Here is a 13,898-nt window from a genome sequence, read left to right on the forward strand (position 1 = left end):
GTTGACAATTACTAAGGAAGTCTCTATTAATTAAAGCCCTCAAGCTGTGGCGAGGTAGCTCAGTTGGTTAGAGCGCAGGATTCATAATCCTGAGGTCACGAGTTCAATTCTCGTCCTCGCTACCACTAAACTCCCAATATAATTAGATAAATTTTTCCTTAAGAGACATATCTTTATGGCGACCTAGGACTAACTTGGTTCTAGTAGGTTCTAATCTAAAATAGAGCTATTCTACTTTCAAACAAGTTATCTTTCGACATAGACTCCCCTCTTAGTTCGCTTCAAAAAGAAATTCAAGGCTTTAACAAAATCTGATAATCTTGAAAGACTACAGACTAGTAATAGTAGAAAGTACATGCTAGAGGAGCTTTTTTGAGTTCATCGTTTTCTGCAACAGATGCCGCATTAGGTTATCTCTACCAAGTTAGAGTCGCCCTTTTCCTCTCCCTAAATAAGCTAAAACAAGAAGACACCTTCACAGTTAGCATAGAAACACTTGATGATGTAACTTTTGGCACCAATGCAGGTACTCCTACTGAATTACTACAAACGAAACATCACATGAAGTCTGCTGCTTCATTAACTGATGCAAGCCCAGATATTTGGAAAACACTTCGCATCTGGTTTGAATTAAAAAGAGATAGAAGTATCTCTAGCGCAACAAACTTGTTTTTAATGACAACAAGTTCAGCGTCCGACAGTTCAGCGGCTTGCCTACTAAAAAAAGAGAAAAGAAATGTTCGCTTAGCAAGGGAACTATTAGATGCCACTGCTAGAACGTCAACTAATGAGAAGAATAAACGAGCATATGAAGTCTACCTTGATAGCACTCCAGAAGAGAGAGAGTCAATATTAAGTAAAATGGTCATTATCGATTGTTCCTCAAATATAAGCTCTCTTGACCAAGAAATACGCGACGAAATCTATTGGGCTGCACGAAGCGAGCACCTGGAGCAATTTCAAGAGAGATTGGAGGGTTGGTGGTTTCGAAGGATATTAGGACAATTATCCGAACCAGGATCAGACTGGGTAGGGTCTGTAGAACTGGAGTCACAAATGTCAGACTTAAGAGATCAATTCAAAACCGATTCACTCCCTATTGATGACGACTTACTAGATTTTACTCTTGATGAAGGTATAGAAGAAACTCATGCAAGCTTTGTTTTCGTAAAACAATTAAATCTAATAAGCGTAGGAAAACGAAGGGTAGCTCTAGCAATACGAGACTACTACAGAGCCTATGAGCAAAGGTCAAGATGGATACGCGATGATCTCATTATCGATATTGATCTTAGAAAATACGAAAAAAAGCTTTTGGATGAATGGGAAATTGTTTTTGAGTCTATGAGAGATGACATTGGAGACATGCCCACCGAAGAAACAAAAAAACAAGCAGCTAAATCAGTACTAAAGTGGGCTGAACGGACCATATTCCATATCCGACAAGGTATTACTGAGCCTTTTATATCCCGCGGTTCATTTCATATACTTTCGAACGATTCTAGAATTGGGTGGCATCCGGAATTTCGATACAAACTCGAACTTATTTTATCTGGGCAGGGTAGCTCTAAATGAATTGGAAAGAACGTACCACTGAAGAAAGAACACTGCTGAACCCAAGTTTTTGTTCTAACATTATCTGGCATGCTGCAACTGGGTTTCATACCACAAGTAATCGAGATTTTTCATTTACTGAAGCTTTCCTTATTCTACCCATCGTATTGGATAAAAGGACTAGAGAGTCACTTCCTAAAAGCACAAGAACATCTATGACTGTTTGGCTGGAGCGGAATCCGATATTGAAAAGCAGAATTCAAATTAGAGCTAAAAATATGGTTAGATTTACAAGAGAATCACTTCTTTTTGCAGCAAATAATGAGTTTATAAAACTCGATGGATTCTCGATACAAGCCAACAGGAGTTGGGCTCGTAAAGTAAAGACGGTGCTTAATGGCTCAACTCCTGAAGTACAAGAGTGTGCAAAAAAAGCCGTTTTAGTTGGGAAATGGCTAGGAATGAGCCCAAACCCGAATACAACCTTAGCTATAATGGGTATTAGACCGTGACAATACAATTAACAAATATAGTAATCTATAGCCATGATAAAAGACAGCGAGTTTTATCTCTAAAAGCAGGTGAATTAAATATCATTACTGGAGCCTCAAAATCTGGAAAGTCATCCTTGATCGATATTGTTGACTATTGCTTCTGTTCGGATGAATGTAATGTTCCAGAAGGTCCAATAAGAAGGTGTGTTTCCTGGTTTGGACTAGGATTAAAAATAAGAGATGGTTTTGCTTTCATTGCGAGGAAGATCCCAAATCGAGGTAAAAAATCTAGCGAAAGCTGTTATTTTGAAATTGGCTCTGAAATATCAACCCCTGATGCGTTGAGCATAATGCCAAATACAAATACTGAGGGTTTGCGCTCACTATTGAGTGAGTGGTCCGGCATTAAAGAAAATTTACACCAACCTGCCGAACACCACAGTCGACCTGCAATATCAGCAAATATTAGGCATGCTTTGACATTTTGCTTTCAGCAACAAGATGAGATTATTAGGCGAGAACAATTATTCCATAAAGCTTCAGATAGTTTTATCTCTATGGCAATCAAAGATACTCTCCCATACTTTCTCGGAGCTGTTGGAGACGAATACTTAAGCATAATTGAAAAACTAAAACACTTGAAAGCACAACTAAGAATACTTGAGAGGCAAATTAAAGAGCTAAAGTCACTTCGGGGAGAAGGAACTAGCAAAGCCTCTTCGTTATTAGCTCAAGCAAGAGCAGCAGGTCTTTCATCATCTTTTGCAGCGAACTATGAAGAAACTATTTCCCTTCTTAAATATATTAACGCCCATACAATTGCTGAAAAAGCTCACAAAGAATCTGAAGATCCTCACTTAAAAGAGCATGATCGACTTACTTTGGAGCGAGATCGACTAATCCTTGAAAAAAAGAACTTAAAAAACGAAATTGATGCTGCCAAGAAATATCAACAAGACGAGCGAGGATTTTCCAGAGAAGCAACAGAGCAAAGATCTCGTTTGGAATCAATTAATATCTTTGATGAAGAATGCCAAGAAAATAGCTGTCCTCTATGTACTCAATCGATAGAGAACCATGGAAACATACCATCTGTTATCGAATTAAAATCCGAGCTATCTATAATCACAGACAGACTAAAAGATGTAGCTAAATTTTCTCCACGAATGGAAAAAGCCATACTTAAAAAGCAGTCAGATCTAAATAAAATAGATGAACATCTCAGAAAGAATCGGTCAGAATTAGAAGCCATATCTAAAGCTTCAGCCAAACTTAAGAAATTAAAGGAAGCTGCCAACAAAGGGGCCTATGTACTTGGAAGAATATCTCTATATCTCGAAAGCCTCCCTGATCTCCCGGATTCAAGGAATCTAGAGTTAAGGGCTAAAAATATAATTAGTCAAATAAACCTACTTGAAGAAGAAGTAAGCGATGAACAGATACTAGAAAAGCTGAACTCAATATCATCAATCTTAGGGGCCCAAATGTCTGAGTGGGCGAGAAATCTTGAGCTTGAACACTCTGAACACCCATTGCGACTAGATTTTAAAAAATTAACTATAATTTCTGACACAGCAAATGGCCCCGTCCCAATGAAAAGGATGGGGAGCGGTGAGAATTGGGTTGGATATCATTTAATAAGTCATATCGCCTTACACAGGTGGTTTATCCAGCAAAGCCGCCCTGTACCAGGCTTCCTATTCTTGGATCAGCCCTCACAAGTCTATTTTCCTCCGGAGAGGGACATTGTTGGAGCAATAGAAGAGATAGATGAAGAAGATCGTGAAGCAGTAAAAAATATGTTCAAGTTTATCTTTGACTCTGTACCTGCCTCCAAAAAGCTACAAATTATAGTCACCGAACATGCTGACTTAAATGAAGACTGGTATCAAGGCTCAGTTGCTGAACGTTGGAGAAGTGGCCTCAAACTAGTACCGCCAGATTGGCCATCTGAGTAGAAGCTGTATAAAAATTGCTTAGCTGTCCCATTGCCCAATGGTGAAGAAAGTGAGCCAGGGGTTGGGACACTCCGCACTTGACGTTGAAAAAAATATATCCATAATGACCTGAAAACAGGACAAACTATGGATATGTTGGCTACACGGTTTCAAGTAATTGATGATGCTCCTGATCAGTCTGTTTGTAAAAACTGCAATTCTAGTTGTCCCTTAGTATGGTATGCACGAAGATCAGCGATTGATATAACCAGCGCAGGTCAGGCACTTCTTGATATAAAAATTGGTGTCTATAGATGCAATTCTTGTCAGAATTACTTTAGAAACAATCTAAATTATATTCTCCCGAAAGCATTATTTACGAATAGAGTTGTCAATGTTGCCGTAGCTTCGGTTATAGAAGATTCGATGCCTGTATCTAAAGTAGTGAGACGACTCGAACGTGATTTTGGTTTAAAAGTTTCAGAAAGTGCAATCCGAAAATGGGTTACAAGAGCAGCACAGGTGATTGGCGACCAAAAAGAAAAGCTAGAGCCACAAGTAATTAGCGAAACTTCTGGAGTCCTGTGTATCGATGAAGCTTATAGTGGTGCTTTAGGGATTCTACTGGCTACAAACCCTAATCAAAAAGACGAGTTGGTAGGCTATCTAGTGAGTCATGACTCATTTGATTCTGAAGATGTCGAAAAATTTCACCTAAAACTAAAAGAGAATGGAATCGAACCTGATCAGGTAGTAACAGACGAGTCCGCTCTTTATCCTGAGGTTATAAAAACGGTATGGCCGAAAACAAGGCATCAGCTATGCCTTTTTCATATGAGTCAGAAACTAGTAAACATTGCAAAGAAGGCCGTTCGTGATATCAGAAAGTCTATTCCAAAGCCTCCAAGGAAAGATTCTCAGCAGGTTACAAAGAAAACTAGAGAACTTGTTGAGAAAGTCCTGGATCTTCATAGTAGTGGAGTAGCCTCTCGAAAACTAGCTAGGGATTTTTCGATCAGTAGAAATACGATAAAAAAATGGCTTAGCGATCCAGACAAATTTTTGCGGAAGTATCGAAGCTCTCCTAAAAACGATATAGTTTCCACTAAGAGACTAAACAAAGGCGAGCAATCCGAAACACATTCAGCAGAATTAGTTGCGGAAGGATGGGAATCTTGGGATCAGATAAAAGATATTCGAGAAGTACTTATCAAACTAGCATTTGATATATCAAGCAATAAAGGCTATGGAAGCGATGAAATCCAGAAAAGGTATCAGCAAGTGCTGGGGTCACCACTAGCACCTAAAATAGTCGAAATTCGCAATTTCGTCGAAAGTTGGTACTCTATTTGGACTTTAGATGAGGAAGCATTACCAAACCTTGAGACAGCTCAAAGAAGCTGGGAAGAACTAGCTGATAGAAAGCTTCTATTTGTCGAACATCATTTTGGTAAGTTTCAGTCTAGAATGACCAACAGACTATTTGATTCACTATCGTTTTACTTCCAACGTGAAGATTTTCAATCGACTAACAATTCGGCAGAAAGATATGCGCGTGTGGTTAAAAAAATTCAAAAAGCTAGTTATAGAATTCGATCAAAGCACCATCTAGCAGATAGAGTTCTTCTGCAAGAGTTGATGAGAAGAAAGAGGATTCAAAACGAAGATCTCTATCTTTCAAATCCTTGCCAGATTTAGGTTACAGCTTGTTCCAACGTCAAGTGAGGAGTGTCCCAACTAGTGGCTCAAGGTCATCTAGAATACTAAACTGATTTAAGCACAATAGGCTTTCTACCCATAGAAGATCGAGAAGATGTATCAATTGTTTGCTCCTTGACATTTCAGGGGTGGCTCCTTCTGAATATAATAATTCAGAAGCTAGAAACACAAGCGACCATTGAAGACGAAGTCAAAATGAGACCCAAAGGGACATTTGCTAATTGATTAGGTTAGTTTGTCATAGAGATGAGCTTATTTGGAGGAACAGACTTATTAAAAAAATTAACTTGAGCCTTTAAATTTCGTAATCTTGGCACTTTAGTCCTCTCTAACCACTAGAATAGAAGGTTATTACAACTAATAACCAGGGTGGTTCGCAATCCTGTGAGTCAAGGCTCATACACAGAGAGATTTACACTCCCGATCCTAGGGTCACGAGTTCAATTCTCGTCCTCGCTACCACTTTCTCTCTGTAAAGTCCCCGATGAGTCCAAAACATAGTAAGCCTCATCCTGATCCGAGACTTCCACCTGACCAGTAGCAAAAAATTCTTCACCCTTCCAAAACGAAACTAAATATGAATCGGCCTCGACAATTGCTTCAAAGAAACGATCTTCATCCGTGGTGGCTATTGCGCTAGCACCTTCACATGAACTATCGCTCTCGATTGTTTCAAGCTCTGTTTCAAGCTGATATAGGCACGCTCTATCAATATCTTCGCTAAGGATCTCTATCGCAAGAATCCCTGAACCTGCATCGATCTCATCACAATCATCGTCATCCTCCAGACAGTCATCAAAGTCGTAGTCAAATTCTTCAAAGTCGATTTCGTCAATAGATGCGTCAAAAATCAAGGCATCATCAGCGAGACCCGCTTCACTGTAATAATCCTGAATCACAGGGTGAGCCTCTGAGAGCGGGATCAAGCTAGTTGTAAAATCATACTGGAGTGAAAATATTTGCTCGGATTCTTCTATAACGCTCAAATCTCTTTTGATTTGTGAGAGCAGGACTGCAATACGACCATGATCTTGAAGCTGAAATCCATTCTCCAAATCTAAGTCGTCATCAATGGCTTCGAATACTTCGACTGGAGGTACATACACTTGCTGACTGCTCCCAGAACTATCCACGAAAGTCAATGGCGTATTGGAATCGAGAGAAAGCTCAACAGCAGTATAAGAACCGGCTGGCACGGTTTGTCGCGAGAACAAGGCCACTTGCTGCCCAGATTTAGCGGTAACACTCTCTGAAACATTATACTGTTGGCTTCCCTTAAGAGTTACACCCACTATATTGAGGCCCAAGGATGCCCCGCTCTGAGATTGCGGTAACTTTAAGAGCATGGTCGTGCCTTTGCTGCCACCATTTGTTCCTGGGTTTGATGTGTTTACACCGCACCCCAAACAAATCATAATATATAGTACTGGCCGAAGATATACTTTCACTTGCCCCCCTCGGACACACTTTTTGTAAGGTTAAACATTTGAAAGTTCAGTTCCACCAGCTGATCTTTTTCCGGGTACTTGGAAGCTATGAACATGAGATATTTTCTAAATGCCGCTAATTCTTCTTTAATCGCATCCCGCCCCTTTTCGGAAATAGCAAGAGTCAACGCACTGAAATCCCTGCTATCTGGTGGTACTTGCTCTAAGGCCTCCATACCAAGCTCGATCATTTTAAGGTGAAACTGCATCACACCAATTCCTGGCACTGTTGCTGGAGACTCAAAATCTTCCACTAATTTAACATGCCTATTTCTGGTTTCATCAAATTGAATGAGTTTAAGTCTCTCTAGTAGAGACAAGCTTTCCTGAATCTGCTTCTTGCTCAACTTGGTGTGAAGCATATTTGAAATCCAATCAGGATCTGACTCAAAGGACTCAAGTCCCACCATTTCAAAAATCACTGCATGACTCCAATGGCTGTAGAAGTCTAAAACGAAGCGTTCTTCATCCCCCTTAGCCACCTGACTCCTAAGGCCGATCAACTGATCAAGATAGGTCTGCCTTTTTTCAATGTCTTTGGAGTTGTTGTATGAAACCAAGGCTTTGAGATATCTTTTTTGTTTGTCTGGCAAGGCTAAAGCTGAAGTAATTTTAGCTGCACTTTGCAGAGTCATCTTACGCTTGCCATGAATGATCAGCCATGAAACGTTTCCGAAACCCAAACCGAGGTCTTCAGAAAACAGATTGTAGTTATAAGACTCGTCAGCCATGAAGGCTTGCATCTCTTCGTAGAGCTGTTTAAGGTAGATTGAGTAACTCGAATAGCCACTCGGAGGACAAGGCTCAACCAAGCTCCTCAAGTAGGCTAGACGTTCTTTGCTGCTTATACTCAACCTCAACCTCCTCTTACATCTGATCTATCGGCAATTCTGCACAAACCATGAGGATCTTTGCGGGTCGAGTCTTTCCGCATAGCTATAATCACTATTAAGCAACTAGAATAACTGCATTAAATTATTTCTTTGGAGAGATAAAGCCGCATATACCAGCAATAGAGTGAATTTCTTTTGCGGTTTTATAGATATCTTACCCAAAAATCTTAAGAACTTAAGATATAAATCCCTATTTTTACTATTTTTTATAAAGTTTATTTGATTTGCGCCGATAGGTATCTCAAACATGGCAATCACGCCATATAACAACACTGAAGGAGACTTATCAATGCGAATTATCAATAGTTTAGGAGTTTGGTCCCTAACACTGGGGGTAGGTGCATGCGGGGATATATCCCAGTTAGCCGAGCAAGGAAAGACAGAATCCGCAACGAAAGGTGAGACTAATACTCTTGATCAGAATCGAAAAAAGTTTTTGCTCGCTGATGAGATTAAGAAGGCACAGGAAACCCCTCAAGATGGTCAGGTAGGTAACCAGAAATCACTTGCTATCCTTTTAATGCTGGTTGACCCTGAAGTTGCTCAACTCATCGATTCGTTTATACAAACAGGAGACGAAGCCTATCTCGACGAAATCATCGCTATCATCGACGACCGGATATGGAGCCTATTCGAAGATAGCCATGAAGATAGTGAGTGTGAAATTCCTACCGAAGAAGAAGGAGAGGAAGAGACTGACACAGAGGACAGTGATCCTGCTGAAGACCACTCCAATGACGCCGAAGAAGACGATGCCGAAGATCAGCACAACGAGAATGAAGACGGGGAGGATACAGAGGAGGCTGATGAATCTGAGTGCGATGCTGAAGAAGACTTGGTGGAGTCAGCGGTCTCAGATATCTCCAGCTTTGTAGCTGACCACTATAATAATGATCAAGCTATTGAAGAACTGAAGGCTCTATTTCCAGAGAATCCAAGTGTGACTCAATTTATTGATGAGTTAGTTGCTGCTCATAAGGCAAACGACACCGCTACCCTTGATTCAGAAGCATTTTACGAAAAGGTCTTTGCATTGATTGAAGCTTGGGAAGAGGGTGTAACGTTAGCCCTCCTTGATCGGCTTGATGCGCTCTATGAAAAATACGAGGTACCTGAGTAAAATAAGATTAAACGATGTAATCCTCAAGGATGAGGATACTCCAGTGGTATCAGAAAACTCTCCAATTAGAGACCCCAGGCATCAATCAATCCACTCGCTTCATTAAATAGTTATAGGTAACCGTTTCTAGAGCCTTACCGCTACGATCAAAATTGCGAAACACAGCGACCTCTCCTGGAATCTTCGAATCATCTCGAATCCGCTGAAACTTGTGGTCACCAATCGGTCGAAATAGCTCAAAGGAATCGCTCGGACTACTTCGGCTTAAATCAAATCCAATAAGCTTCCCTTTCCATGGCCCATAATAGGATTGACCTAATCCAGATTCATAGACCCCTGTATATTTTTTGAATTCAAGATCTTTGATGGCACCAGCTTCTGATGGATCAGCCTTGGCCTTCATTGCTCCCCAAATAAACTGATATCCTTGCTTCTGAATGTTATAGACGGGTGCATCTACCTGGTTGGTAAAGACGATAAGGCCAAGTCCTGAGCTAGGCTCTATACTTACGTTCGTAACATAGCCAGGGCAAAGGCCGCTATGACCGTATACGGTTTTTGCACCGACCTTGTATACAGAGAAGCCGAGGCCTCTGCTACGCTTCAGACTGGCGTCTGCAAAGTGAACTTGCTGCATTTCGGCGAGTGTGTGAGGTGAAAGAATTTGTTTTAGCTTCTTTCCGTCAACTTGTGCTTGCCTTAAGCGCAGCTGCCAGCCTAAGAACTTCGCCATATCCTTAACATTCGTGAATACACCAGCTACTGATGCATAATCATTTGTTTTGAATGGCTTGAAGGGTTTTCGCATCCCGTCGCGGAGTTTAGTTGTGTAACCAACCGCTAGTTGATTACCGTGTAGCGACCACGGCGCATCGGCATAACTATTCTCCATGCCTAACGGATCGAAAATCTGTTGTTGCACATAGTCTTGGAACGACTCGCCGGATGTCTCCTTAATGATCATGCCGAGCATCGCGTATCCTAAATTCGAATACTCATAGAAATTATGTGGAGGATAGAGCATTTCTGAAGATGCCATATCTTTTTTGATCTGCGCTTCCATAGGAAACGGATTGCTTTCCAAGTCCCAAAAGCTAAAAGTTGGCTCCCGCGCTAGGCCAGACGAATGGGTCAGCAAGCTCCGAATGGTCGGAATCGGTGCATCGGGAAACTTACTCGATAGCTTACCTTCTGGAACATACTTACTCACAGGATCGTCTAACCTAAGTTTTCCCTCATCACGCAACTTCATGATCGAAACCGCGGTAAAAAGCTTCGATATGGAGCAAACAGAATATAAGGTATCGGGGCTAGCTACTAGCCTTTTGTCAGGATTTGCGTATCCGAAACTCTTCGAATAGATGAGTTGATCATCTTGAACAACGCCGATACTTACGCTAGTTATACCTTTGATTATGCTTTGATGTTCAACCCACGATGCCCATGCTGCAATGCCATCCTGTAGAGGCTCTAACTTATCGTTTTTGGTTGCAGCCGTAGCTGGCGAGGAAGCAATGAGGACGCTGGCTAGAATTCCGCTGATTAGCTGACTCGATAGTGATTGCTTTTTGCTCATTATTTAAAACCCGTCGTTCTGTTGTATGACTTGTTTATCAGCGCTGTGACCGCTGTGATTTGAATTTTTCATGGTCGAATAACATCGATTCTAGCTTCAGCTAGCTTACACTTGTGACGCGTTACATAGCGCGCTTCAATTCTAACGAGACAGATCTCTTATCAATATATTGCGGAAGACTAAAATTGTTTCATTGATGGAATGAAATAAGTGGGGACACGGATCAAGTCGTCTGAGAAAAACACAAAACTAGACCAGGCTCACTTTTTGATCGATATCCAATCACTCAGTTCCACGAGTCTAGGTCATTGAGCCTTCTCTAAATCGGAAAGGTCAATTGGAGGATCTGTTAAACTTCTATGGCAAGACACTTCTATATTCTTATTACCTATAAAAAATGAATTGCGACGATGGGCCGACTGTTGGAGATCTAACTCGGGAATGTTATTGATGTAGTCTTGAATCTGAGCATCATCAAATCCAGCCTGCCTTAGTTGCTCCTCGGTGAGAATATCGACAAACCAACGATTAGGCCCCACATTAGGGAGGTCAAACTGAAAATAGGTAACATCGGTTTGTGGCTCGTCTTGATTTGATTTAAAGTACATTCGACAGAATGGCAGTTTTGGAACACTAAGTTGAAAATCCTGTCCACCTTCTTTGAAGTAATAGGGAGTTTCCAATTCGATAGTTGGAAATGACCTTGCCTGAAGAAGGTTTTCCAGTGACTGCTTAAAGTTGAATTGAGACAAGCTCTGTCTCTGCTGTTGCATATGAGTAACGATCAAAGCATCACTAGGAGGTTCAGCGTAGTATTGCTGGAGGGGAGCGATAACACCCTCAGAACTTGCAAATAAATTGCTGACCAACCAAGATGTTGAGCTTTCCTGAACCCTCTCAAACCTAAACGAGTATCCTCTCCCATGAGGCGTATTTACAACGAATTCAAGCCCATCTTCAGTCAACATTACATAAGACAAGACAACTTCATCACACTGATCATCAGCTAGTATTCTAACTTCATTGTCAGCAACTACAAAAGCTCGTTTCTTGCGAAGGCAGGGGTCGGCGGAATTTGAAATCAGGTATATGCCGTTTGCTTCGGTCCAAATGCTGTGAATATCGAATATTTGGCTATCTGTTTGGAATAGATTTTCATCTTGCGCAGCCGAATATCTTTGTTTCTGGATGTAGGTACTGACCCAATGACCTTGCAAGCCATCATTCGTCAATTCAATAGACACCGGGGCTTGGCGCTCTTCTAATACACATGAAGGAAAGATACTGTAAATAATAACAACAAGTATAAGAAGGAGCATTCTTGAAGCCATTCCCAGTAGAAGCAATACATTTAACACAACGGAAAAGCAAGTATGATGCCATACTTGCAAGACCACTATTACTGGCTTAATGATACACCTTTGGCAAGAACTTCCTTGATAGAAGTGACAGTTAGAGGAGTGCTATCCATTCCCGTACTGCACCTTAAAGTGAACGTTTTCGATTCAAGTTCCAGTATATTAGTTCGCGTGTTGGTATCGTAACTTCCCGCAATATCTCGTGCTAGTAGGCTCTGAACTTCCTCTTCAGAAGCACCAATCTCCTTCAGGTAATCTGGGTTTACAAGATTCGCTGACCAGTTATTTACAGGGGCAGCGATGGCTCTGAAGTGAACCTTCTGGATATACTCCTGAGTATCAGACTCCAAACTTTCTATACCAGATAAATGGCAAGTGACTTGGTCGTCGCTACCAAATTTTAATGTTTCCTGGGAGTCATCAAGACCGTTCGGTACAGAAATCATGAGACCTTTTAGCTGAGGTTGCATTTCGGAAACTAATACTTTAAATTGTTCCTCGCTGATAGGATCGATGTAAAACCCTTTGAAATGATTATTAATTTCATCTTTACTCTCAGCATGATTGCTAGTAAGAAACGTCACGAATGAATCGGATGATCGGCTTAGGCTGTACGACTTTCCGTTGACTTCAAACGTAAGGTTGTCATCAAACCTTTGGAAAACAATGGTTTGCTCTTCACAATTGCCATTTGCAGCAAGATAAATTGAATCTCGACCCACAATATTGTATTCTCGATCTTCTAAACATGACAAACCGCTGTCTGTTGCTTGCACATGCATCTTTTTCTCGTCGAAGTGAAAGATCGGCAAGTTATCTACTGGGAACCGATCAGCAAGCTCTTTTACTGTGTAGAACCAAAGATCAGTGCTCCAATAACCCTCTAGTTTTTGGGTTGTTAGCTCGGCTTCATTCTTAGAGTCATCATCGTCTTTGCCACAGGCAGAAAAAACAGTTAGAGCTATTAGAGCATGGATCAATTTACGAGTAGGAATTGGCAACTTCATTTTACTTATCTCCAGTAGGTGTTTAATTAGGTCTTCTCGACCCTCTACCCCTTGAAACACAAGATCTCAACAAAACTGTCACCGAATATTTGACTTTTTCCTCCTGTCAACTGATCTATCTCCGAAATCCAATATTTAATATAATATTTACAATAACTTAGATTAAGCCACGTCTCCTTTAAAATTGGAAAGTAACCCTTTCTCCTCTAAGATGTGTTTAGAAAATAGGAGGTCGAAACCTCTCTTTTGTTTGTATTTGAATGAACTGCTTGAAGGTTCAAATGGATATCGCTGCTTGGTATGAAAAATACAGTGGAATGGTTTATCGCCGATGCCTAGAGTTGCTAAAGCAGCCTGAAAAAGCGGAGGAAGCTATGCAGGAGGTCTTTATTAAAGTTGTCAAGCGGCAAAATCAGTTGCACGAGCAGGGACCTAGCTCTTACCTTTACCAGTCTGCGACCCATACCTGCCTCAACATTATACGTAAGGATAGCAAGCTCAAGGAAACTTCAGATTTGGATATCCTGACGAGTATTGCCTGCGGAGAAGACTTTGAGGAACTTGGCTTGATCCGGCTTACAGCCAGAAGAGTTTTGGGAGAAACATCAGTTTCTACCCGTGTTATGGCTACCTTGCACTATGTCGACGGGCTTACCCTTCAAGAAGTGGCTGATGAAGTGAACATGTCTCTATCTGGAGTACGCAAGAGACTTCGACAATTTAAGAGCGAAGCTCAGAACAAAGGAGTATAAG

11 protein-coding genes and 1 tRNA gene are annotated in these 13,898 nt (G+C 41.1%); 7 read left to right on the top strand and 5 right to left on the bottom strand.

Annotation, left to right across the window (positions count from 1 at the left end; translation table 11 throughout):
• Positions 1 to 48: 48 nt before the first annotated feature.
• The 5 genes from B9N89_RS26405 to B9N89_RS26425 all read left to right on the top strand — a co-directional run bounded on the left by B9N89_RS26405 (position 49) and on the right by B9N89_RS26425 (position 5,683).
• Positions 49 to 125 (top strand) — tRNA-Met (locus tag B9N89_RS26405).
• Between the two features lie 247 nt (positions 126 to 372).
• Complete coding sequence (locus B9N89_RS26410; RefSeq protein WP_132324445.1) at positions 373 to 1,575, top strand: ABC-three component system protein; 1,203 nt, start codon at positions 373 to 375, stop codon at positions 1,573 to 1,575.
• On the top strand, positions 1,572 to 2,066 hold the full coding sequence (locus B9N89_RS26415; protein WP_132324447.1) for a three component ABC system middle component: 495 nt from the start codon (positions 1,572 to 1,574) through the stop codon (positions 2,064 to 2,066). The genes B9N89_RS26410 and B9N89_RS26415 overlap by 4 nt, the downstream gene beginning before the upstream one ends.
• Complete coding sequence (locus B9N89_RS26420) at positions 2,063 to 4,006, top strand: DUF3732 domain-containing protein (protein ID WP_132324449.1); 1,944 nt, start codon at positions 2,063 to 2,065, stop codon at positions 4,004 to 4,006. Before B9N89_RS26415 ends, B9N89_RS26420 begins: the two co-directional genes overlap by 4 nt.
• 126 nt (positions 4,007 to 4,132) lie before the next feature.
• Positions 4,133 to 5,683 (top strand): transposase, encoded by a 1,551-nt coding sequence (locus tag B9N89_RS26425; protein ID WP_132324451.1) that lies wholly within the window; start codon positions 4,133 to 4,135, stop codon positions 5,681 to 5,683.
• 461 nt (positions 5,684 to 6,144) lie between these two features.
• On the opposite strand, the gene B9N89_RS26430 is transcribed toward B9N89_RS26425, so the two are convergent.
• Positions 6,145 to 7,152 carry a hypothetical protein gene (locus B9N89_RS26430; protein ID WP_132324453.1) on the bottom strand — a complete coding sequence of 336 codons (1,008 nt, stop codon included), beginning with the start codon at positions 7,150 to 7,152 and terminating at the stop codon, positions 6,145 to 6,147.
• A complete protein-coding gene (locus B9N89_RS26435) occupies positions 7,149 to 8,045 on the bottom strand; it encodes a TIGR02147 family protein (RefSeq protein WP_132324455.1) in 897 nt (298 codons plus the stop codon). Before B9N89_RS26435 ends, B9N89_RS26430 begins: the two co-directional genes overlap by 4 nt.
• A 328-nt stretch (positions 8,046 to 8,373) precedes the next feature.
• Here B9N89_RS26435 and B9N89_RS26440 point away from each other — a divergent pair, with 328 nt between their 5' ends.
• Positions 8,374 to 9,204 (top strand): hypothetical protein, encoded by an 831-nt coding sequence (locus B9N89_RS26440; RefSeq protein ID WP_132324457.1) that lies wholly within the window; start codon positions 8,374 to 8,376, stop codon positions 9,202 to 9,204.
• A gap of 85 nt (positions 9,205 to 9,289) precedes the next feature.
• Here the strand turns inward: B9N89_RS26440 and B9N89_RS26445 are convergent, their stop codons facing one another.
• From B9N89_RS26445 to B9N89_RS26455, 3 genes are all read right to left on the bottom strand, one after another.
• A complete protein-coding gene (locus B9N89_RS26445) occupies positions 9,290 to 10,780 on the bottom strand; it encodes a serine hydrolase domain-containing protein (RefSeq protein ID WP_132324459.1) in 1,491 nt (496 codons plus the stop codon).
• A gap of 305 nt (positions 10,781 to 11,085) precedes the next feature.
• Complete coding sequence (locus B9N89_RS26450) at positions 11,086 to 12,099, bottom strand: hypothetical protein (protein WP_132324461.1); 1,014 nt, start codon at positions 12,097 to 12,099, stop codon at positions 11,086 to 11,088.
• 80 nt (positions 12,100 to 12,179) lie between these two features.
• On the bottom strand, positions 12,180 to 13,145 hold the full coding sequence (locus B9N89_RS26455; RefSeq protein ID WP_143478278.1) for a hypothetical protein: 966 nt from the start codon (positions 13,143 to 13,145) through the stop codon (positions 12,180 to 12,182).
• A 281-nt stretch (positions 13,146 to 13,426) separates the two neighbouring features.
• Here B9N89_RS26455 and B9N89_RS26460 point away from each other — a divergent pair, with 281 nt between their 5' ends.
• Positions 13,427 to 13,897, top strand: a complete 471-nt coding sequence (locus tag B9N89_RS26460; RefSeq protein ID WP_159455654.1) for an RNA polymerase sigma factor — start codon at positions 13,427 to 13,429, stop codon at positions 13,895 to 13,897.
• The last annotated feature ends 1 nt before the right edge of the window (position 13,898 follow it).

Source organism: Pseudobacteriovorax antillogorgiicola (assembly GCF_900177345.1).
Taxonomy (GTDB): domain Bacteria; phylum Bdellovibrionota_B; class Oligoflexia; order Oligoflexales; family Oligoflexaceae; genus Pseudobacteriovorax; species Pseudobacteriovorax antillogorgiicola.